Source organism: Rhodococcus tibetensis, assembly GCF_024438035.1.
Lineage (GTDB): Bacteria > Actinomycetota > Actinomycetes > Mycobacteriales > Mycobacteriaceae > Rhodococcus_F > Rhodococcus_F tibetensis.
In genome coordinates this window covers 19,516-40,270 of record NZ_JANFQF010000012.1, presented here as the reverse complement: position 1 = coordinate 40,270, position 20,755 = coordinate 19,516, and the positions used below count along the sequence as shown (strand labels likewise).

The following is a 20,755-nucleotide window of genomic DNA, read 5'->3' as shown; positions in this document are numbered from 1 at the left end:
GTTTGCGCTCTAAGGTGCCGCCTCACAATTCAGCTGGTCGCGTGATAGCAGCCCAGGTCGTTGAATGAAGTCGATTAGACTGTGTCTTCCGTCACATGACCGTGAAGGTGCTTGTTTGTTCCGAGCGCTCGGGCACTTCGGTGAACTCAGCTATGGATTCCCGGGATGGACTCGGTTTACACTGCGTGCAGCTTCAGTTTTATCCTACCCTAAAGGAAGAATTAACTAATGCAGCGTCGCGTCACCTCGCAAGATATCTCATGGCTGTTGGATCTAGCGGGTTTGAAGCGTCTGGACCTCGAACCGTCTTACCAACGACGCAGCGTCTGGACTCGCCGTGATAGGCAATATTTCCTCGATACGATTTTCAATAACTTTCCTAGTCCGGCAATTTTTTTACATAAGGACTTGGATGAGAACGGCGCCGCAACATACCATGTAATCGATGGCAAACAGCGACTTGAGACGATCTTGATGTTCGTCGCTGACCGAATCTCAATGAAAGATGATTTCGGCGACGCAAGACTCGACGGAAAGAAGTGGTCGAAGATCAAGGCTGACTCCGGCCTTCGGAAGCGATTTATGGACTATCAAATTACTGTCGAGCAAATAGATTCAATTGAAACCACCGTCGTGAATGATGTTTTCGGAAGATTAAACCAGAACTCTCGCAAGTTGACTCCGCAGGAAATCCGCCACGCTCGCTATGATGGCTGGCTCATTGGATTTGCCGAGAGTGAGAGCGAATCGCCCTTCTGGAAGCGAGTCAAGGTAGTGACAACGGGCCGGGCCAAGAGAATGCAGGACACCCAGTTTATATCTGAACTAGTCGCTGCGACAATTCAAAAGGAAATTCTTGGATTTGACCAGAATTCACTTGATGAATTTTATGCAAAGTATGAGTTTCCCGAGGACCTCGAGCCTGCCTTCGATACGGAAGAGTTTATTGATCAGTTCGAGCGGTTGAAGTCATTTATCACCGAGGTCGACGAACTGAACGGGGCAGTTGTTGCGCACGCACGAAACCTTGCACACTTCTATTCCTTATGGGTTTTGATTCTCCTTCATCAAGAGCTCAGGATTGCGCGCGAATTCGCGCCAGCGTACGCGAGATTTATGAATGTGGTTTCGGAGATATCGGAGGTAACCGATAGTCCCGAGGAATCGGCGATCAGCGATCCGATCCGCGTAGAGGCGCTTCGTTATGTCTCGAATGCCCGGGGCGCAACAACCGACCTTAAACTCCGGCGCGCACGTAACGATGCCCTGTTGGCGGGAATCAAACTGGCTTTGGAAGAATGAAAGTAGCGACGTCGGTCAGGAATGAGTTCGATCGACAGTTTGAGCTCAATTCGCTAATCAAGTCGTCGGCTGACGAGCTAATACGTTCGTCCATTCGTGCGAACTGGCACTTCGAATCCAGGCTGAAGAACGAGCAATCTTTTGCCCTGAAGGTCGAAACGGGAAGATTTGACCCAGCCGCCCTTGAGGATTTTTACGCCTGCACTGTTGTTGTTCCGAATCTGGCAATGATGCGCGAGGCGGAGAACAGAATGCGGGAGCTGTTCGTTGTATTCTCTAGGAAGCCGAAGGATGACGATATTGCGACGGGTGACGCTACGACCTTCTCGTTCGATCACACCCGCCTGTATGCGAATCTAAAGCCATCCCCAGGGAAGGACGAGGAAAGCATTCATCGCATCGGATTTGAAATTCAAATTAAGACTTTCCTGCAGCATGCGTGGTCGATAGCCACGCATGACCTGACATATAAGACAACGAAGGTTAGCTGGGGGAAAGAGCGTGTCGCGGCACAAGTGAAGGCAGCGCTTGAGGCGGCTGAAGTCTCGATTCTGGAAGCCGAAACGTTGGCCTCTCAAAACACCAGCGTCTTACATCGCCAAGACATTAAGACCAAAGAGTTGCTACAGATTATCGAAGTCATGTATCGGAGCTTCGACGTCGACGATCTGCCGGACGATATGAAGCGTCTTGCGGACTCGATTCGAAGTTTGTTTCGCCGCTGTAGGATTTCGCTGGATGAATTGGGGGCTATAGTCGAATCTGGCAGACGCCTTCGTGGCGGAGTGCATCCAATGAATCTATCGCCATTCTTATCCATTGTTCAGTACCTGTTTGACGTTCGTCCTGATGTAATAGCAAAGGCGCTCGGTAGGAATGGCGATATTAAGATTCTTGTTCCAGATGAGATTGTGGTCCCGTCATCAATCGATTTGGGATCCGCGCGGGGTGTTTTGAGACTGCGCGGCCGGTAGGATTCGGGAAATTGTGGCGAGGTTGCCTCGGTCCGACCGCTGTTGTCGGGCCTGGGCGCCCGCCGTCTTCCTCGTCCGGTGCATTCTTATGCCTTAGCGAGGGGTCAAGTCCCGGGGCGTGGTGTACGAGGTGGTCGCGTGATTCCTCGTCGGGGGTTATGCGGTTAGCTCCGCGGGTGTCACCTCCTGCTGTGGTTCGGTAGTGATGGTGTGGTCGCCGCGGGAACGGGCGAGCACGTCGAGGCCGAGATAGCGGCGCCCTTCGATCCACTCGTCGTGCTGCTCGGCGAGGACGGCTCCGACGAGCCGGATCAACGCGGTGCGATCGGGGAAGATCCCGACGACATCAGTCCTCCGGCGGATTTCCTTGTTCAGTCTCTCCTGGGGATTGTTGGACCAGATCTGCCGCCAGATCTGCTTCGGAAAGGCCGTGAAGGCGAGGAGGTCGGCCCGCGCGGCGTCGAGATGATCGGCGACCCTCGGCAGCTTCTCCGACAAGGCGTCGATCACCCGATCATATTGAGCATGAACAGAATCGGCGTCCGGTTGGTCGTAAACGGAGTGCAGGAGCGCACGCACCCAGGGCCAATTCTTCGGCGTCTGGGACATGAGATTGGTCGAATAATGCGTCCGGCACCTCTGCCAGGCGGCCCCGGGCAAGGTGGCGCCGATCGCCGACACGAGGCCGGCGTGGGCGTCGGAGGTCACCAACCGAACCCCGGTCAGACCGCGGGTAACCAGCGACCGGAAGAACGCCAACCAGCCGGCCCCGTCCTCGGCGGAGGTGACCTCGATTCCAAGGATTTCCCGGTAGCCGTCGGCGTTGACGCCGACCGCGACCAGGGTGTGCACGTTGACCACCCGCCCGTTCTCGCGGACCTTGAGGACGAGGGCGTCGGCGGCGACAAAGGTGTACGGTCCGGCGTCAAGCGGGCGGCTGCGGAATGCTTCGACCTGGGTGTCGAGGTCCTTGGCCATGACGCTGACCTGCGACTTGGACAGGCTGGTGATGCCCAACGAGTCGACGAGTTTCTCCATCCGGCGAGTGGAGACGCCGAGCAGGTAGCAGGTGGCCACCACCGAGGTCAGGGCACGTTCGGCGCGTTTGCGGCGCTGCAGCAACCAGTCCGGGAAGTACGAGCCCTGACGCAGCTTGGGTATCGCGATGTCGAGTGTGCCGGCGCGGGTGTCGAAGTCGCGGTGCCGATAGCCGTTCCGGCTGTTGATGCGGTCGTCGGAGCGTTCACCGAAACCGGCACCGCACAAGGTGTCAGCTTCGGCGCCCATGAGCGCGTCGATGAAGGTGGACAGCAGGCTGCGCAGCAGGACTGGGCTGGCGTCGGTGAGGCGGTCGGTCAGGAATTGGTGCAGGTCGATATCGTGGGCAGTGGTCATCGCGTGCTCTTTCGTCGAGTCGAGTTGGTAGCTCTCTCGAAGAATCACGCGGTGACCGCCTACTTTCCGGCTACGACACGCCGGTGACGTCCTGATCCGGCTCGTACACCATCGTCGTGGACGCAACCTAGCGAAGGTCATTGGCTTCGACGGTGTTGTTTCGGAGTAAGTTGCATCGCTCGATGCGGAGTCGCCGTTGGAACGCGTGCTCCTGCATAGGCCACTGCATCCAACTTGGATGACTATTGACCCGGGCTCTCGGCTATCTCGAGCACGACGATGTCCTCAAGAGATCTGTGCGTAGTCGGTTGCCACGGTAGTTAGTTCTGTCAGCAGCCCGCAGCTAGACGCGTCAAAGCAACTGTCGCCGCGCGCAACTGGTCGGGGGAGTGGAGTGGCTCCGCGTACCCCACCCGTGTCATGGCGGCTCCGCGCGGGGTGACGACGCGCAGGTCCAGCCCATACCGATCGGCACCCTCGCAGGTGGCGGTGGTGGCGTCCGGGAAGCCACCGAGCGCCTGGGCCATGGCGAGCAGCGCGTCGGCGTGGTCGGCGTTGAGGTGCTCGACCGCGCGGCCGGCGTGCGGTGTGACCGGGTCCGGGGATGCGTCGACATATGCCTCCGCGGTGGTCGAGTCCATCCGCCCGTAGCCGCCGACCCACCTCACCCGATGCACCCGCAACACCCAGAGGGAGAAGTCGCTGAAGTCGATGTAGACGTGCGCGGCCGGGATGGCTGCCAGGTGCGCCTCGCGTGCGGCGGCGAGCTCGTCGCCCTCGGGGCGATAGACGTACCCGGCGAGGGTGATGCGGGTGCTGGCCAACGGATCGGCAGGTGGGTTGGGCGCGACGATCGCGATGCTCGCGCGCGGATTGTGCGCCAGGTTGCGGCCGTGCTCGGCCATGTGCGACACGCACAGCACCGGGGAGCCGCCCAGCAGACCGTAGGTCACGAACGATGCCCAGGGATCACCGTCGGCGGTCAGGCTCGCGAGGGTGCCGATGTTGGTCGAGGCCGCCACCGTCCTGGCCTCCTCGGCCGCGGACGGGCGGGCAGGATTCACCACCTCCGCCAGCGGCGGCGGCACAGTCGGGGCGTCACCCGGATCTCCGTGATCTAAGTTGGTCATTCCCGAACGGTACGCCCGCGTCGAATTCTCGCTCACCACGCCTCGAACCGCGCATGGACGTCTGCGCTGAGCGTGATGTTCTCGGGCTTGAGCGCGATGGCCTCGTTCGACCCGCCGGCGGCGAAGGCGCGGGCCCCGACGCCACCGTAGGACGAGGCCGCGTCGACCCCGAGCATGCCGGGGTCGGCGATCGCCACGGGGTGAACGGTGTTGCGGCCCAGACTGCGGGCGTAGGTTTCGGCCTTCGACTGGGCGTCTCGGATGGCCAGTTCGCGCACCTGGATGATGCGGGTGGCCCGGCTCTTGCTGGTGAGCGCCCAGTCGAAGTTCCCGACGTTCACCCCTTCGAGCGTTGACACCGAATCGACGAAGCCGCCGACGGCGCCGAGTTGGCTGAACTTCACTTGGAGCGCTGCCTCCGCCCGGTACACATATGGCAGCTGGAGACCGTCCTGGCTGTACGGGCGGTGCCGAGAATGACGGACCTGATCGAGCGACCACCAGTTGATCGGACCATGGTGGCTGTCGAACTGCGCGTTGATCAGCTCGGTGAGCCGGCTGACGGTGGCCGTGGCCTTCTCGACCGACCGTTCCACGTCACCCGTCTCGATGCGGACGACGATCGCGACCGTGCAGCGCTCGGGCGCAAACGTGGCCTCACCGTGGCCGGCGACGGTGACGACAACAGGACTCGTATGCATGAAAAGGAGTGTGCCACCCGGGCCGAAAATTGCTGGTGGCGTGACCCCGCGCGCTCGCATACCGTTGACATTGAGGGCCCGATCGCCAGGTGGCTATGCGATGCGGCCGGGCCCTCGCGAAAGCGTGATCGTGGGTGATGCGAGATGGCCGCGTTGGGTGTGCTGGCACTGATACTCGGGGTGCTGCTGATCGTGATCGAGGCACACGCACCGACCGCGGGTGTGCTCGGCGGGCTCGGTGCCCTGGCCTCCGCGGCGGGTGTGTGGCTGCTGTTCACATCCAGCGACACCGCGCAGATGATCGCCGTCCCGGCCGCGGCGGGAGTAGCGGTGGTCGGACTCGGCACCGCGGCGGTGATCGGCCGGAAGGCATTGTCGGCGAGGCGCATTCCCATCCGCTCGGGCCCGCAATCGCTGATCGGCACCGACGCCACGGTCCGCAGCTGGGCCGGGCGGCAAGGACAGGTGGAAACAGCCGGGGGGCTGTGGAAGGCGCAGACCCAGTTCGGCGACGACGAGGCACCGACCGCCGGTGACGCCGTCATCGTCGAACAGATCCGCGGCCTCACCCTCACCGTGCGCCGCCGCGAACCGTGGGAGCTGTTATGACCGAAGTCGTCGTCATCCTGTCCGTCGTCATCATCCTTCTCGCCATGCTGGCGAGCAGCTCCATCCGAGTGCTCCGCGAGTACGAACGCGGCGTCGTGTTCCGGCTGGGCCGGCTGATCGACCTGAAAGGTCCGGGCCTGGTGTTGCTGATCCCGGCCATCGACCGCATGGAACGCGTCAGCCTGCGGACCGTGACGCTGAGGATTCCGGTCCAGGAAGTGATCACCCGCGACAACGTGCCGGCCAAGGTCACCGCCGTCACCTACTTCCGGGTGATCGACGCCGACCGGGCCATCGTCGAAGTCGAGGACTTCCTCGCCGCCACATCACAGATCGCGCAGACCACCCTCCGCTCGATCCTGGGTAAGGCCGACCTCGACGCCCTGCTGTCGGAGCGGGAACGCCTCAACGAAGATCTGCAGAAGGTGATCGATCAGCAGACCGAACCGTGGGGCGTGAAGGTCACCACGGTGGAGATCAAGGACGTCGAGATCCCCACCAACATGCAGCGGGCCATCGCCCGGCAAGCCGAGGCCGAACGCGAACGCCGCGCCAAGGTGATCAACGCCGAGGCGGAATTCCAGGCGTCCGCCAAACTCGCCGAGGCCGCCGACGTCATCAGCCGCAACCCCACCACCTTGCAGCTGCGCTACCTGCAGACGCTGGGGGAGATGGGCGGCGACAACAACTCGACCATCGTCTTCCCGTTGCCGCTCGACCTGGTCCGTCCGTTCCTCACCACACCGACTGCCAACGGGCAGGACGAGTCTCGGCCCGCCGAACCGTCCCAACTCGAGGCCAGACCGGATGTCGACCCGATGCGGGCCATGGCGCGTCCGGAACCCGTAGCGCATCCGCTGCGTAATTGAGCTTGGGCAACTGCGTCGGTCCCGGGGTAGTTTCGAGGTCTTCCGAGGATGGAGGTTGTCAACGGCGCACCCGATAGCGCAGATGAAGCACCCGGTTGCCCTGAATCACCACGTCGGGATCTTCCAACAGGTGCTGTGCGTGGACCGACCCGAAGTAGCGCTTGCCGGACCCGAACACCACGGGTACGACGTCCATGCGCACCTCGTCGACCAAACCTGCGGCAAGCACCTGGCCACCGACGTCGCCGGCGGCGACCTCGACGATGCGGTCCCCCGCAAGCTCCTGCGCCTTGGCCACGGCCGCCTCGACGCCGTCGACGAAGTGAAACGGCGCCTCGGGGTCCCAGCCCTCGGGCTTCGGCCGGTGCGTCACGACGACCACGTGGTCGATCCCGCCCGGAGGCTTTCCGTCCCAGCCGTCCGTTATGTCGAAGACGTGGCGGCCGACGAGTGTCGTCCCGATCTGGTCCCAGTACGGGCGGGTGTAGTCGTAGGACGTCTGCGACATCTTGATCTCGCCGCTCTCGTCCAATGGGACGTCACCGCTGGACAACCAGTCGAACAGCGGTCCGGGCTGGTCATTGTCGTCCGCGATGAAGCCGTCCACCGACACCGAGCTGTACATGACCACCTTGCCCACGGGGCTCTCCTTCGCTTGGGGTGCTCCGAAATTAGCTGGTCGTGAGCGGGAATTGGGCCAAATATTGCTCGATGCCGGGGTAGTCGATGGTGTCGCCGGCGTTGTTGTGTGGAAGGAGAAGAAGATCGTCCACGTCTACGCCGCCACCCCCGATGATGGTGTGTTGTCGATCAGATGCGCCCTCGGGGCTCGTCCGAGGCCCGGCCGCACTGGAGTGGTACCGGACCCAGCCGCTGGGGCGCGATACCGACGGACCCCAACTAATTCCCGCTGTCATGAATTTGTGCTCGATAGTTGGTAAAAGTGAGGGGTTGGGCCACCGATGCCAGCCCCGAAGCCCGCTACCTGCGCGGCGATCTCGGATTCGAGGATGCGCGACCCAGATCCTGCACAGCGTCTACTTAAATCTCATACTATCTGCCACTGACGCGGCCGATGCCGGAGATGTAGGTACGTCACGGCTACCCGTAACACCGTGCGATGTGGCGGGTTTGACCGTGTCCCACACCGACGCTTGTGGTGCAGGAACGATTCTTCTTTGATTCACCCCCGCCGGTGGTGTCGCGGTGGGAACACTGCAGCGGACGCGGCGATGCCGTGGCCTGCTCGGGGTGGGACTTTCTTGTCGCGGCACTGCCGGACCGGCGCATGTTCGGCGATCCGGATTTGCGGGTTCTGTCCGCGTTTGCGGATTGCTGTGCTGCGCCCGAGCAGTGCACGTTTGGCGAGGTTCACAGCGGCTACGTGGTCACGATTGCCGCCTACCTTGCACCGTGCGCACCACGCCCGGTGATAGCCGCCCGGGCGGGAGAGCTTGTCATTACAACTTGGGCACAACGCCGACGTTCCGCGTGCCGGGACGGACACCACCGTCACACCGACCTCCGCGGCGGTGTGTGCGAGAGCGTCGACGGCTTTGCGGCGCGCGGACTGCGCGGCCCGATTGTTGTTCACCCGGCTGTGACCCCGGGTTTCGAGGGTGCTGAGGTCCTCCACCCCGATCACCGCCGCGCCCGCCGCGGCGGCGTAATCGGTCACTTCCCGGCCGAAGTGGAAGGCTAGTTCCCGGTTGATCTTGCCCCGTTTGACACCGACCGCGGCGCGGTGGGCGTCGAGGACCGCGATCTTGCCTTCAAGTTCGGCGCGCACCTCGGGTGGTGCGGTCGCGGCGAGCCGCGTCAAACGTGCAGCCTTACGGTGCAGGTGTTGACCTTCCGCTTGCAGCCGGGCCAGCTTGATCCCCAGGCCCCGGTCGTCGTAGGTGAAGCCCCGGTAGTCCGAGACCAATCCGTCGGGGCTTTCGGTGACGATGGCGGCTGCTCCGAGGGTGGACGGCGACCAATCCACCCCCACCGCCGTCGATCTCGACGTCAGATCGGGCGCCCGAACAGATTCGGTGGCAGCGCAGGCCAGCAGCAGGCCACGGTGGTCGAGGACGAGAGTGGGCAGATGCCAGTCCGTGATTGCTCGGGTGTGCAGGTGCGGTGGGATCGCGGCGATCAGGCGGACCCACTGCCACTGTGAGCGCCCTGCCGGGGCCGGATTCGTGGGAAGTTTGACCGTCAACGTCATGACGGCGTCGGTGACGGCGATCTGGGAGAGTTGCTTGTCGGCGGCCGAGAGCCTAGCCATCGGAGCAGACGTCGGTGGCGTTTGCACGTCGGTGATCCGCACGCGTGCGGTGGGACGCTCCCCGCTTCCGGCGCGGCGCGAGCGCGCTGCGAGTTGCCGTGCCACGCCGCGCGCGAAGCCGGGCGGCACGTATTCGCCAGCCGTGGTGGGCGGCGTCAGTCGGCCGGTAGCCGGGTCGAACCTGGCCGACAGCGCACTGATTGCGGTATCCCGGTACGCCAGGGTGCGCAGCGTGCCGACCGCCTGGGAGGTGACCACCCGGGTCACGCGCGACGGCACGTACACCCCGGTGGGGTAGGACGGGTTCCACCCCAGACGCGCCGCAGTGACATGCCCCTGCGCCGGGAGCTTCCGGTCTTGACTGTCACGTCCGGCGGCGATGGCATCGAAGGTGGCCGGTTGCCACAACCGTGACATCAACTCCGATTGCGCGGCGCCGATCAGGTCGAGCATCCACCGGACACGAACATCGATGGTATCGAGCCCGATCGAGGCGTCGGTAGCGTCGTCGACCGCCGCGTACGGGCGGGTGGTGAACGAAAACTGACGCGGCACAGTGAATCCGGCAACAGTCATCGGCTATCCCTCCTCCAACCTCGCTGCCGCATCGTCGAGAAGTCGGCGTTGATTCTGTTTCGACCGCAGCCGGTAGAACCGGCCCGAAAACGACGCGAGCAACGCCATGAAGTCATCCATCAACTCCTCCACCAGCGACTTGTCGCCATGCTCCCGCAGGACCTCGACCGTAACCCCGACCACCGACAAATACCTTTCGATCCAGGCGACTCCGAACCGGGCCAACCGATCCCGCCACACCACCCGCACCACCGTGCAGTGGCCCTTGGCGTGATGCCGTTGTTGGCGAAGGACCTGCACCCGCTGACCGTGCAGGCGTTGCTGACCCACCCACAACCGTCCCTGACCGTGGAGGGCCGGCAGGTGTCGATCGTGGCGTGGCTGACCGGCAGCGCCGGAACCGCCGCCGACATCGAACAGGTCATTGATGTGATCACCGCCGCCGAATGGGAATCGGCATAGATGGGGTCGATGCTGCCCGCACCCCCGACCATCACCGTCCATCGTGACGCGGGCGTGCGCCCCGAGGAAGTGTTCGACCGGCAACCGGCAGAGGTGGTGTGGCGAGTGCATCGCACCACCGGAACCCATGTGCTGCCGTGGAATGGACTGCGCACGTTCGGGCCGATCCTGCGGTTCGACCACCACTCGCCCCCGCGGACCGAACATCCCGGCTACGGCATCTGGTACGGCGCCTCCAGTCCCCGCGGCGCCTTGGCCGAGGCGTTTCAAAGCGCCCGCGTGATCGACCGCCACCGCGGTGACCCGTATCTGACCGGCCTCCGATTCATCCGCCCGGTGAGACTGCTCGATGTGTCCGGCATCGGCGAGGGGACGTGGGCGACTCGGGTCGGCGGCAACCATGCCCTCGACTCCGCCGCGCACGGCCGAACCCAGCACTGGGCCCGCACCATTCACCGCGCCCATGACGATCTCGACGGGATCGTCTACCGCGGCCGGTTCGCCGGCAGTGTCTGCCTCGCGGTCTCCGAACGGACCACCGACGCGTTTCCTGCGCTGCCGGCGTTGTCGCTGCCGTTGTCGCATCCCGGGTTGTACGGACCGATCGACAGCGCGGCCTACCAGCTCGGCTACACCATCACCTGACGCTGCGACGACACACGGGCGAACCGGTTCGGCCCGCGGAACCTGCCCCGCTGGGCAACTGAACTCGCGAAACTGGACTCACGCCCGCGACTGCAGCAGCTGCGAGAGGACGTGCGCCTGCTCGAGGAGCAGGGTGCCGAGTTCGGGGTGGCGTTCGGGGCGGAAGCGGGTCTCGACGCCGGTGAGGCTCAGCGCCCACGCCGGCCGGCCGTCCCGGTCGAACACCGCCGCACCCATTCCCCAGCTGCCCTCGACAATCAGACCGGGGTTGACCGCGTAACCGGTGTGGCGGGTGAGCGCAATGCGTTGACGGAGTGCCGATGCGTTGTGGTTCTCACCCCATCGTCCGGAGAGATCGGTGCGCGCCAGGTAGTCGTCGATGTCGCGGTCGGGGAGATGCGCCAGAATCACCAGTCCCGCGGAGGCGACGCCGAGCGGAAAACGAATGCCCTCGTGCAGGACGTGCGAGCGCAGCGGGAAGCTACCGTCCTCGGCGGCGATGCACACCGTCTCGTCGCCGCGCCGGGCCGAGAGGAACGCGCTCTCCCCGGTGTCGCGGGCCAGCCGGTCGAGAACGCCGCGGGCGTGCCGGGTGATGTCGTAGCGGGTCGCGGCCGCCGCGCCAAGCAGATACAACTCGGGGCCGAGGGTCCACCGGCCCGTCTTCGCGTCGCGGTCGAGTAGCCCCTCGTCGGCCAGCGAAGACAACAAGCGGTGCGCGGTGGGACGGGCCAGCCCGGCCGCACGTCCGAGCACCGTGGTGGACGCGCCGGTGGGCTCGTGCGATCCGACGGCCCGCAACAGCGCACCCACCCGTCCGACCACGTGGGGTCCGCGCGTCTCCTCTGTCATGCGGCCATCATAGCGTTCACTCAGTGAACGCTCCGCGCGCCGGTGTTCAGGCTGTGAACAACCTTCTCGAGCTCCTTGAAACGTGAGCCAGGGCACGTTCTACTAGGGCCTACGCGTTCACGACGGCGGTCAGCGAAGCCCGGCAGGTGTGAGACACAGCGTCTGCTGAATGAACGCATAGAAGTGAACACCGGCTCGGAGGTCGAGCGGTAGCGAAGGGAGACACGATGACAGGAAAGGTTTCCGAGTCCGCGGCAGCGGCGGTCGCGGGCATCACCAGCGGCTCGTCACTGGCGGTAGGAGGGTTCGGGCTCTGCGGCATCCCCGATGCACTCATCGCCGCCCTCGAAGAAGCGGGAGTCGACCAGCTCGAGGTGTTCTCCAACAACTGCGGAGTCGACGACCACGGGCTCGGAATCCTCCTGTCGGCGGGCCGGATCCGCCGGGTCACCGCGTCGTACGTGGGGGAGAACAAGGAGTTCGCCCGCCAGTACCTGGCCGGGGAACTCGAGGTGGAGTTGACCCCGCAGGGCACGCTCGCCGAACGGCTGCGGGCCGGCGGCGCCGGCGTTCCCGCCTTCTTTACTCCGGCCGGCGTCGGCACCCCCATCTCGGACGGCGGAATGCCCTGGCGCTACGACCACGACGGTTCCGTCGCCATCGCGTCACCGCCCAAGGAGACCCGCGTCTTCGGGACCAAGCGGTACGTCCTGGAAGAGGCCATCAACGCCGATTACGCGCTGGTCCACGCCGCTATCGGCGACACCGACGGCAACCTCGTCTTCGACAAGACGGCCATGAACTTCAACCCCCTCGCCGCGATGGCGGGCAAGGTGACCATCGCCCAGGTGGAGACCCTCGTCGAGCCCGGCGAGATCGACCCGGCGCACGTGCACCTGCCGGGAGTATTCGTTCAGCGCATCGTGCACACCGGACCCCAGAACAAGCGAATCGAAAAGCGCACCGTGCGCGCGGAAGGACGCCCCTCGTGACCACACTTGCTGCTACCGGCTGGACCCGCGATCAGATGGCGCAGCGCGCCGCCGCCGACATGATCGACGGGGAATACGTCAACCTCGGCATCGGGCTGCCCACCCTCATTCCCGGCTACCTCAACGACGACGTGCGGGTAATCCTGCACTCGGAGAACGGGATCCTCGGCACCGGCCCGTACCCCACCGAGGAGGTTGTCGACGCCAACCTGATCAACGCCGGCAAGGAAACCGTGACCGTCAATTCCGGTGCGGCCTTCTTCGATTCGGCGTTGTCGTTCGGCATGATCCGCGGCGGTCACATCGACACCGCGGTACTCGGCGGCATGCAGGTGTCGCGCACCGGCGACCTCGCCAACTGGATGGTCCCCGGCAAGATGGTCAAGGGAATGGGTGGGGCGATGGACCTGGTGCACGGCGCCGAACGCGTCATCGTCGTCATGGAACACACCGACCGCGACGGCAACCACAAGATCGTCGACGCGTGCACCCTGCCGCTCACCGGTCAAGGAGTCGTGAACCGGATCATCACCAACCTGGCGGTGATCGACGTACTCGGCGACGGCACCCTGGCCCTGCGCGAACTTGCGCCCGGGGTGAGCGTCGACGACGTGCAGGCCGCGACGGGCCCCACACTGATCGTCGACCTGGAGACCACTGCCTGATCGGCACTCCAGTTCGACGACCCGCGGGATCGGGATCTAGATGCTGTCTTCGACCGTGTACTTCGTGAGGACCGGTGCGCCGGCCAGCAGAGGTCCGAGGTCGGTGATGGCGCCCGGTCCCGCGCGGAAGGTGCGGTAGGCGGCGTCGTGCTCCTCCGACTCCCACTTCTCGATCAGCAGCCAACGGGCGGGATCGGCGGCGTCGACGAGCACCTCGACGCCCAGGCAGCCGTCGAACGCGCGGGTGGCCTTCAACTCGCGGCTGAAGATGTCACGGGCAGCGTCCACGGACTCGGGCTTGAACTTCAATTCCAGTGTTGCGGTGATCGGCATCTGGTCTCCTCGAAATCGATGCAAATAATATGACGTCGATCACGATAGAGAACGCTTTCTCGACAGCGGTGGGCGGGCGGTCGATCAGCCGGATTCCGTCTGCGCCAATCGGTACGCGGGATCGTCGTGCCGCGTTCACCCGGTGTCCGTCGGGCGTGCCCCCGGTCGTTGTCTGCACGCACTTGTCTAGTGTGGATACCCAGCGGGAGTCCGCCTGGCTCCTGTCCCTCCGGGCGAGCGGAAGCGAGAGACCGATCAACGGTACCGAGGCAGCCGACCTACGTACGGCCGAGTATCCGCGGCCGTCGCACTTCGTGCTCCATCTCAGCGACACGCATCTGGTAGACGAAACCCTGCTCTACGGGGCTGTCGACAGCGAAGCCAAACTGCGCCAGATCTTCGCCGAGGTGGAGGCGTCCCACGCCGCGCCGGACGCTCTGGTGTTCACCGGCGACCTCACCGACAAGGGGGAGCCAGGCGCCTACGAGAAGCTGCGCGACATCGTCGAACCCGTCGCGGAGTCGCTCGGTGCGCAGGTGATCTGGGCGATGGGCAACCACGACGACCGCGGACATTTCCGGACCGCACTGCTCCGGGAGGAGCCGTCGTACGCGCCGATCGACCACTCCTACGACGTCGACGGGCTGCGCATCATCACCCTCGACACCACCGTCCTCGGACATCACCACGGCGAGCTCGAGCAGGACCAGCTCGATTGGCTGGCGGCGGAACTTGCCGTTCCCGCGCCGCACGGCACCATCCTGGCGCTGCATCACCCGCCGGTTCCGTGCGTCCTCGACCTCTCGGTGCTGGTGGAACTGCGCGACCAGCCGCGACTGGCCGACGTGCTCCGCGACAGCGACGTCCGAGCCATCCTCGCCGGACACCTGCACTACTCGACGACGGCCACCTTCGCGGGCATCCCCGTCTCCGTCGCCTCCGCCACCTGCTACACCCAGGACCTCAACGTCCCGGCGGGAGCGCTGCGCGGGCAGGACGGCGCGCAGGGCTTCAACCTGGTGCACGTCTACCCGGAGACCATCGTCCACTCCGTGGTGCCGCTGGGCTCCTACGAGACCGTCGGCGAATACGTCACCGCCGACGAGACCGCGCGCAGGCTCGCCGCCAAGGGTGTGCGAATCCCGGATTCCGGAGAAGACGTCGTTTCGCGTCCGACCGTTCGGGTGTAGTCAGCTCCGACGCGGAAACTGCTCCCGATGCGCCAGCACATCGGAGAGCCGGAACCGGCGGTGGGTGCCGCGCATCTCGATGGGCAGCGCCCCCGAATCGGCGAGCCGCCGCACATACGTGTCCGAGACACCGAGAACCTCCGCTGCCTGTGAGGTGGTGAGTAGGTCCGCCACCGTCCCGAGGGCGAGGCTCTGGCCCTCACCGAGCAGGGCGAGCAGTTGTACGACGGCGTCGCGGACGGGGACGGGTAGTTCCACGCGGTCGACGGTCACCGTCGGAGGGGGATCGTCGGACAGTGCGGCGAGGACCGACCGGAGCTCCGTGACAGCATCGGCGTCGAGCGCGGGAACGATGTGGTCGATGCTCATGCTGGACGCTCTCTGCCGGAGGGACGGACGTTCCACGATCTCACGTGCCCCGCCGGTGAGCCGCCAGGCGGTAGCCTTTTACTGTGGACGAGCTGCACGATTCCAACCCTTTCGAAGCCGTCGGCGACAACGACATCGATGTGACGCCGGAGATCGACGAGATCGGTGAGCTGCTGCGCAAGTCGGGCCGCAAGCGTGGTATCGCCGAGGTGGACGAGCCGTGGAAGCACGGATATCCGTACGACGAGAAGATGACGCGGCGCCAGTACGAGGCCCGCAAACGCAAGCTGCAGATCGAACTGCTCAAGCTGCAGGCCTGGGTGAAGGAGAACCGCGAGAAGGTCGTCATCATCTTCGAAGGCCGGGACGCCGCAGGCAAGGGCGGCGCGATCAAACGGTTCACCGAACACCTCAACCCCCGTGGTGCGCGGGTGGTGGCGCTCGAGAAGCCCACCGAACGCGAGCGCACCCAGTGGTACTTCCAGCGGTACGTGCAGCACCTGCCCGCGGGCGGGGAGATCGTGATGATGGACCGCTCCTGGTACAACCGGGCCGGCGTCGAACGCGTCATGGGCTACTGCACCCCCAACGAGTACCTGGAGTTCACCCGCTCGGCCCCCGAGTTCGAGCGGATGCTGGTGCAGTCGGGCATCCGCGTCGTGAAATTCTGGTTCTCGGTGGGCCGCGAAGAGCAGCACGCCCGGTTCGTGTCTCGTAGCACCGACCCCGTCAAGCAGTGGAAGCTTTCACCCACCGACCTCGCGAGCCTCGACAAGTGGGACGCCTACACCGAGGCCAAAGAGGCCATGCTCTTCTACACCGACACCCCGCACGCGCCGTGGACGGTCGTGAAGTCGAACGACAAGAAACGGGCGCGCATCGAGGCGATCCGGTGGGTGCTCCACAAGTTCGACTACACGGGCAAAGACAAGCGAGTGGTGGGCACGCCTGATCCGCAGATCATTGGCCCGCCCGCCACCGTCTACGACGAAGGCGAACGGCCCGGAGACTCGATCCCCGCAGTCTGACCGGGCTTCCTCGGTCGCTCAGAGCCCGGTCTCCCAGGGCGCCGGGATGGGGAAGTAGCTTTCGAGAAAATCGGTGACCCTCTTGGTGCGCAATTCCAGGTCGATCTCCGGTGTGCTGCCGTCGTTGAGGCAGAAGAAGTCCATGGACCGCTTCGCGAGCAGCGAATCCATGTCGCGCAGTCCCGCCTTCACAGTGGTATCGACGTACTTCACCCGCGCCGACGTCTGCACCACCGCGCGCCCGCTCATCAACGCGTAATAGTGATACAGCGAGTTCGTCACCGAGATGTTGGAGCTGGCGCGGAAGGTGCTCGCGGCGGTGGCGGCGAACTCGTCGGGGAACTCCTTCTCCATCTCCTCGAGCACGCTCTTGCGGAGCGGTGTGGCGGCATGTTCGAGGTGCCGGGTAGTGGTCACACCGAAGCGGTTCTGCAGCAACCGCCGGTTGACGCGGGCCGCGTTCTCGAAACCGCTGCGCTGTTCGTCGTTGTGGCCCAGCCCGATTCGTGTCGTCGCCTCGATGAACATGCTGATGCCGCCGGGGGAGAAGAACATCTCCGGTCCGACCGGGCGGCCGAAGAACATGTCGTCGTTGGAGTACAGGAAGTGCTCCGACAGGTCCGGGATGTGCTGCAGCTGGCTCTCCACCGCCTGCGAGTTGTGCGTGGGCAGCACCGACGGGTCGACGAAGAATTCCTCGCTGGGCACGAACGTGACCCGGGGATCGTCGGCCAGCCACTCCGGACGATCGGAATCGGTGGCGACGAAGATGCGGCGAATCCACGGCGCGTACATGTGGACCGAACGCAGCGCATACTTCAGTTCGTTGATCTGCCGGAACCGGGCCGCGGAGTCGTCGCCCTCACCCACCACATAGTTCTGCATCCGCTTGGCGCGTTGCGCCTGAAACTCTTTGGAAGACCCGTCGACCCACGAGAACACCAAATCGATGTCGAAATTGATGTCGGAGGCGTGGTCGGCGAACATGTTCTCGATCGTCGGCCACACCCGGCCGAACCGCTCGACCGTACCGCGGACGGCTTCCTCCGAACGCACGATGTGACGGGTCAGTGAGTTCTCCGTGGGCAGCACGATCTCGCCTTCGGCGAACTTCCACAGTTCGATCTGCACACCCGTCGCCGCTCCGTAGCTCAGGCCGCTCTCCACGTGCACGCGCGGTCGGAACAACCGGAAGATACGTGCCTTCGCATTCGCCGACAGCGCGCCGTCGGCGACGAGAACGGCCGAGTCACGTTTGGCATCGACCGGTTTCGAGTAGAACGGGCGGTTCCGGCACGCGGCCACGAGAGCGGTGCGCAACTGCTTGCGCAGAGCCCAGTCAACTGCGATCACCGGACGTTCGTCGTTGCCCCGCACTAGCAGGTAGTCGATGCCCGCGCCGTCCAGCACTTCCCGGATGAACAGCAGATCCTCCACCATCGCCTCGTGCGGCGTCGTGGTGGTAATGGTCAGCGCGAAGCGGCCCTTGACCCGCACCACATCGGGCCGGTCAGCCAACCTGGACTGTGCAGCGGCGGAAGCGTGAGCGACGATATCGCCGCTCTCCTGCTCGGGTGGAACCAGGTAAACATCGTGCGGAGCAGAAGAATAAGTAATCTCGGGGGCCTTTCCGGTGACTGCCGCGAGTGCGGCCACCGCCCATTCTAGGCCCTGAACCGGTGTTCCGGAGGACGGCACCGGCGTTCCGGAGGACGGCGGCCTGCATCGCCCCCGTCGAATCTGTTAGACAGGGTAAATGCCGCACAACGGGAATCCCGATACGACGCAGCGCGACGCCGGACAGGCGTTCGAGGATGTCGTCGCGTTGCTGAACTATCCGATGTTCGTGGTCACCACCCGCTGGGAAGAGCAACTGTCGGGGTGCCTGGTCGGGTTCGCATCGCAGGTCAGCATCAACCCACCGCGCTTTCTGGTGGGATTGTCGAACAAGAACCACACCTACGGGGTCGCCGTGAACGCGGAACACCTCGCTGTCCATCTGCTTACCAAAGAGCACCGCGCGCTGGCGACCCTGTTCGGTGAGCAGACCGGTGACGACATCGACAAGTTCGCGCAGTGCGAGTGGCGCGCCGGCCCCAACGGGCTGCCGATCCTCGACAGTTCTTCGGCCTGGTTCAGCGGGCGAATTCTCGAACGCCTCGAGCTCGGCGATCATGTCGCGTTCCTGCTCGCACCCGAAACCGGCTCTGCACCGGACAATCTGGGTGAGCTGATCACCTTCTCGGACGTGCGGGACCTCGAACCCGGACACGAGGCGTGATGCCGACCATGCGCACAGTGAACACTGGCTCCGACGAGGTGTCTGCCGAGGAGTTCTACCGCGACCCGCCCGACGGCGTTCGGGTGAACATGGTCGCCAGCCTCGACGGCGCCGCTGCCTTCGACGGCCGGGTCCGGCCGCTGTCGGACGCGGTAGATCACCAACTGCTCCGCGCTCTGCGCACCTATGCCGACGTGGTCCTCGTCGGAGCCGGAACCATCCGGGCGGAACGCTACGGGCCGGCAATGCTGACGGAGGAGCAGTCGCGCTATCGGCTCGAGCGGTGGGGCCTCGCCGCACCACCGCCGATCGCCGTCGTCACCCGCACCGGCAACATCCCACTCGACACGCCGCTGTTCACCGGGGACGTGCGGCCGATCGTCGTCACTACGCAGCGAACCGCGACCGAGCGCGGCGCCGCCCTGGAAGAGGTCGCGGACGTCGTGGTGGCGGGGAAGGACACCGTCGACCTGCCGGCCCTGATCACTGCTTTCGGGGACCGCGGGTTCCGCCGGATCCTGTGCGAAGGAGGCCCCACGCTCCTGGACGACCTGGTGACGCACGACCTCGTCGACGAAATGTGCCTCACCCTGGCGCCGAAGCTGGCCGGACCGCAACCACAGCGGGCGACCGCCGGCCCGACGCTGGGAGCGCCGCGGTCGCTGTCACTCCAGCATGTTCTGACCCACGACGATTTCCTCTACCTGCGATACGGCCGGGGCCGCTGAGTTAATCGATCACGGTGAAGAACGAGTCGCCGTCCTCCGCGGGTCCGTCGATCTGCCCCCGGTCCGTGCGCGAATCCTCGACGATGACACCCTCCACGACATCGGCATGTTTGGTGCCGAACACCGGGATCACGAAATCGTCCTCGTCGTCGATGACACGGTCGACGTCCTCGGACAGCTGATCATCGGGCAGGTCGGCGATCGGGATGTCGAGTTGCTCCTCGAACGCGATGTCCGGCTCCTCCTCGGACAGCTTCTCGTCGAGCGACTCGCCCTCACGCTCCTCACGTGCCGTGGTACCGAATTTGTCGGCCTCACTCCAGCCGTCGGGAGGATCGACCACATCGTCCCCGTCGTTGTTGCGCACATCGTCGGAGTCGAGGCTCTCACTGGGACTCAGCGTGTCCCCCGGGCCGTCTTCGCTACTCATAGTGCAGAAATGCCCAGTTCAGGCGGGTTCAAAACGCGGCGGTTGCAAACCCGACGTCACCACGATGGCACGGCCGGTGCGTTGCTCAGCGCCTCCAGGGCTGCGACCTGAACCGGCGACCAGGGCGCCGAACTACGGCGGCTGGAATCGATGGTGCCGATCCGGGCCAGGGTGACGTCGACGTGCGCCTCACCCGTGAACAGCTCGCGCCCGAAGTTGCTGACGACGTTGACGAAGGCGATCTGCGCTGACGTCGGCTTCCTCCGCCTCTACGTCGAGGACGCCGACGCGGTCCTGAAACAGGCGTGCTGCCGGCGGGACCGCGGTCGCCGAGGTGACGCACCCCAGCGACCCGACCTTCACTGCCGCGTGGACTACGTGCAGAGTGCGGACTTCTTCCCCCGCCGATAGCCGGGGTCAGCGACTCGGCTTTCCGAAGGTGATGCGCGGAGCCGTCACCGTGATGGACGGTATGCGCACCGCCAGGCCTGGGGGGCTCGGTGGTGCTTCGGCCTCGATCACTGTGGGGCGAGGGGCGCTCTCGTCTCTCGGTGAACGTGCCGGTGCGAAGACGTTCCTGACGACACCGATCGGGGTCCGCGCAATCGCGTCCGCCGAGGATTGAATCTGTTCGAACGTCCGGAAGACCGAGTCGAGATTATCTGCCTGCTGGGTGGTGGCCTCGACCACCGGCCGCATCGTCCGCAGCAAGAACACGACTTCCGCGAGCAGTTCCTCGGTGAGCCGCAGAATGCGGAACGACGTCTTCGCGACCTCGATAGGAACGGTGACAGTGCAGACCACGACACGAATGGGCTGTTCCGACGCCGAGGCCGCCTTCCTGACGGTGTCCTCGACAAATGCCAGCGCCGGGGCCGCGCGGGAGGGCACGAGGCGGGAAGCGAATGTCACCAGTCAGACCCCCTCGCGGCAAAGCGACAGTACTTGTGCG

At 64.7% G+C, this 20,755-nt stretch carries 25 protein-coding genes and 1 pseudogene; 13 read left to right on the top strand and 13 right to left on the bottom strand.

Features of this window, described 5'->3' with window-relative positions; all coding sequences use genetic code 11:
• Positions 1–228: 228 nt before the first annotated feature.
• Positions 229–1,302 carry a DUF262 domain-containing protein gene (locus NOF53_RS15685; RefSeq protein ID WP_255970247.1) on the top strand — a complete coding sequence of 358 codons (1,074 nt, stop codon included), beginning with the start codon at positions 229–231 and terminating at the stop codon, positions 1,300–1,302.
• Positions 1,299–2,276, top strand: coding sequence for a RelA/SpoT-related domain-containing protein (locus NOF53_RS15680; protein ID WP_255970244.1), 978 nt, complete (start codon positions 1,299–1,301; stop codon positions 2,274–2,276). The genes NOF53_RS15685 and NOF53_RS15680 overlap by 4 nt, the downstream gene beginning before the upstream one ends.
• A gap of 156 nt (positions 2,277–2,432) precedes the next feature.
• Here the strand turns inward: NOF53_RS15680 and NOF53_RS15675 are convergent, their stop codons facing one another.
• From NOF53_RS15675 to NOF53_RS15665, 3 genes are all read right to left on the bottom strand, one after another.
• On the bottom strand, positions 2,433–3,671 hold the full coding sequence (locus NOF53_RS15675; protein WP_255970241.1) for an IS256 family transposase: 1,239 nt from the start codon (positions 3,669–3,671) through the stop codon (positions 2,433–2,435).
• Between the two features lie 329 nt (positions 3,672–4,000).
• Complete coding sequence (locus NOF53_RS15670) at positions 4,001–4,801, bottom strand: HugZ family pyridoxamine 5'-phosphate oxidase (protein ID WP_255970238.1); 801 nt, start codon at positions 4,799–4,801, stop codon at positions 4,001–4,003.
• Positions 4,802–4,833: 32 nt separating this feature from the next.
• Entirely contained in the window at positions 4,834–5,502 is a 669-nt protein-coding gene (locus tag NOF53_RS15665; RefSeq protein WP_255970235.1) for an SIMPL domain-containing protein, read from the bottom strand.
• Positions 5,503–5,646: 144 nt separating this feature from the next.
• Here NOF53_RS15665 and NOF53_RS15660 point away from each other — a divergent pair, with 144 nt between their 5' ends.
• Positions 5,647–6,111, top strand: a complete 465-nt coding sequence (locus tag NOF53_RS15660; protein ID WP_255970232.1) for an NfeD family protein — start codon at positions 5,647–5,649, stop codon at positions 6,109–6,111.
• A complete protein-coding gene (locus tag NOF53_RS15655; RefSeq protein WP_255970229.1) occupies positions 6,108–6,980 on the top strand; it encodes a slipin family protein in 873 nt (290 codons plus the stop codon). Before NOF53_RS15660 ends, NOF53_RS15655 begins: the two co-directional genes overlap by 4 nt.
• A gap of 58 nt (positions 6,981–7,038) precedes the next feature.
• Here the strand turns inward: NOF53_RS15655 and NOF53_RS15650 are convergent, their stop codons facing one another.
• The 4 genes and pseudogenes from NOF53_RS15650 to NOF53_RS15635 all read right to left on the bottom strand — a co-directional run bounded on the left by NOF53_RS15650 (position 7,039) and on the right by NOF53_RS15635 (position 10,071).
• On the bottom strand, positions 7,039–7,620 hold the full coding sequence (locus NOF53_RS15650) for a dihydrofolate reductase family protein (protein ID WP_255970226.1): 582 nt from the start codon (positions 7,618–7,620) through the stop codon (positions 7,039–7,041).
• Between the two features lie 31 nt (positions 7,621–7,651).
• Entirely contained in the window at positions 7,652–7,897 is a 246-nt protein-coding gene (locus NOF53_RS15645) for a hypothetical protein (protein ID WP_255970223.1), read from the bottom strand.
• A gap of 120 nt (positions 7,898–8,017) precedes the next feature.
• Positions 8,018–9,828: pseudogene (locus NOF53_RS15640) on the bottom strand (zinc ribbon domain-containing protein).
• A 3-nt stretch (positions 9,829–9,831) separates the two neighbouring features.
• The gene (locus NOF53_RS15635; protein ID WP_255970221.1) at positions 9,832–10,071 is read right to left on the bottom strand and encodes a recombinase family protein; all 240 of its coding nucleotides are present in this window, start codon (positions 10,069–10,071) and stop codon (positions 9,832–9,834) included.
• A gap of 15 nt (positions 10,072–10,086) precedes the next feature.
• Here NOF53_RS15635 and NOF53_RS15630 point away from each other — a divergent pair, with 15 nt between their 5' ends.
• Together NOF53_RS15630 and NOF53_RS15625 are read left to right on the top strand one after the other, a co-directional pair.
• A complete protein-coding gene (locus NOF53_RS15630; RefSeq protein WP_255970219.1) occupies positions 10,087–10,290 on the top strand; it encodes a hypothetical protein in 204 nt (67 codons plus the stop codon).
• 9 nt (positions 10,291–10,299) lie between these two features.
• Positions 10,300–10,935, top strand: a complete 636-nt coding sequence (locus NOF53_RS15625) for an RES family NAD+ phosphorylase (protein ID WP_255970217.1) — start codon at positions 10,300–10,302, stop codon at positions 10,933–10,935.
• 78 nt (positions 10,936–11,013) lie between these two features.
• Here NOF53_RS15625 and NOF53_RS15620 read toward each other — a convergent pair whose 3' ends face one another.
• Positions 11,014–11,787 (bottom strand): IclR family transcriptional regulator, encoded by a 774-nt coding sequence (locus NOF53_RS15620; RefSeq protein WP_255970215.1) that lies wholly within the window; start codon positions 11,785–11,787, stop codon positions 11,014–11,016.
• Positions 11,788–12,014: 227 nt separating this feature from the next.
• On the opposite strand from NOF53_RS15620, the gene NOF53_RS15615 reads away from it, so the two are divergent.
• Together NOF53_RS15615 and NOF53_RS15610 are read left to right on the top strand one after the other, a co-directional pair.
• Positions 12,015–12,779 carry a CoA transferase subunit A gene (locus tag NOF53_RS15615; RefSeq protein WP_255970213.1) on the top strand — a complete coding sequence of 255 codons (765 nt, stop codon included), beginning with the start codon at positions 12,015–12,017 and terminating at the stop codon, positions 12,777–12,779.
• Complete coding sequence (locus NOF53_RS15610; RefSeq protein ID WP_255970211.1) at positions 12,776–13,444, top strand: 3-oxoacid CoA-transferase subunit B; 669 nt, start codon at positions 12,776–12,778, stop codon at positions 13,442–13,444. Before NOF53_RS15615 ends, NOF53_RS15610 begins: the two co-directional genes overlap by 4 nt.
• Before the next feature lie 36 nt (positions 13,445–13,480).
• Here NOF53_RS15610 and NOF53_RS15605 read toward each other — a convergent pair whose 3' ends face one another.
• On the bottom strand, positions 13,481–13,777 hold the full coding sequence (locus NOF53_RS15605; RefSeq protein ID WP_255970209.1) for a putative quinol monooxygenase: 297 nt from the start codon (positions 13,775–13,777) through the stop codon (positions 13,481–13,483).
• 254 nt (positions 13,778–14,031) lie between these two features.
• On the opposite strand from NOF53_RS15605, the gene NOF53_RS15600 reads away from it, so the two are divergent.
• Entirely contained in the window at positions 14,032–14,967 is a 936-nt protein-coding gene (locus tag NOF53_RS15600; RefSeq protein WP_255970583.1) for a phosphodiesterase, read from the top strand.
• Here NOF53_RS15600 and NOF53_RS15595 read toward each other — a convergent pair whose 3' ends face one another.
• Complete coding sequence (locus tag NOF53_RS15595; protein WP_255970207.1) at positions 14,968–15,336, bottom strand: helix-turn-helix domain-containing protein; 369 nt, start codon at positions 15,334–15,336, stop codon at positions 14,968–14,970. It abuts the gene before it with no gap.
• An 83-nt stretch (positions 15,337–15,419) separates the two neighbouring features.
• On the opposite strand from NOF53_RS15595, the gene ppk2 reads away from it, so the two are divergent.
• Complete coding sequence (gene ppk2 / locus NOF53_RS15590; RefSeq protein ID WP_255970204.1) at positions 15,420–16,364, top strand: polyphosphate kinase 2; 945 nt, start codon at positions 15,420–15,422, stop codon at positions 16,362–16,364.
• Between the two features lie 18 nt (positions 16,365–16,382).
• On the opposite strand, the gene NOF53_RS15585 is transcribed toward ppk2, so the two are convergent.
• The gene (locus NOF53_RS15585; protein WP_305086945.1) at positions 16,383–17,882 is read right to left on the bottom strand and encodes a stealth family protein; all 1,500 of its coding nucleotides are present in this window, start codon (positions 17,880–17,882) and stop codon (positions 16,383–16,385) included.
• Between the two features lie 238 nt (positions 17,883–18,120).
• Between NOF53_RS15585 and NOF53_RS15580 the strand changes: the two genes are divergently transcribed.
• Together NOF53_RS15580 and NOF53_RS15575 are read left to right on the top strand one after the other, a co-directional pair.
• Positions 18,121–18,645 (top strand): flavin reductase family protein, encoded by a 525-nt coding sequence (locus NOF53_RS15580; protein ID WP_255970201.1) that lies wholly within the window; start codon positions 18,121–18,123, stop codon positions 18,643–18,645.
• Positions 18,645–19,373, top strand: coding sequence for a pyrimidine reductase family protein (locus NOF53_RS15575; RefSeq protein ID WP_255970198.1), 729 nt, complete (start codon positions 18,645–18,647; stop codon positions 19,371–19,373). Before NOF53_RS15580 ends, NOF53_RS15575 begins: the two co-directional genes overlap by 1 nt.
• Before the next feature lies 1 nt (position 19,374).
• On the opposite strand, the gene NOF53_RS15570 is transcribed toward NOF53_RS15575, so the two are convergent.
• Positions 19,375–19,803, bottom strand: a complete 429-nt coding sequence (locus NOF53_RS15570; protein WP_255970195.1) for a hypothetical protein — start codon at positions 19,801–19,803, stop codon at positions 19,375–19,377.
• A gap of 195 nt (positions 19,804–19,998) precedes the next feature.
• Between NOF53_RS15570 and NOF53_RS15565 the strand changes: the two genes are divergently transcribed.
• The gene (locus tag NOF53_RS15565) at positions 19,999–20,214 is read left to right on the top strand and encodes a hypothetical protein (protein WP_255970192.1); all 216 of its coding nucleotides are present in this window, start codon (positions 19,999–20,001) and stop codon (positions 20,212–20,214) included.
• A gap of 6 nt (positions 20,215–20,220) precedes the next feature.
• Here the strand turns inward: NOF53_RS15565 and NOF53_RS15560 are convergent, their stop codons facing one another.
• On the bottom strand, positions 20,221–20,715 hold the full coding sequence (locus NOF53_RS15560; RefSeq protein ID WP_255970189.1) for a hypothetical protein: 495 nt from the start codon (positions 20,713–20,715) through the stop codon (positions 20,221–20,223).
• Positions 20,716–20,755 lie beyond the last annotated feature (40 nt).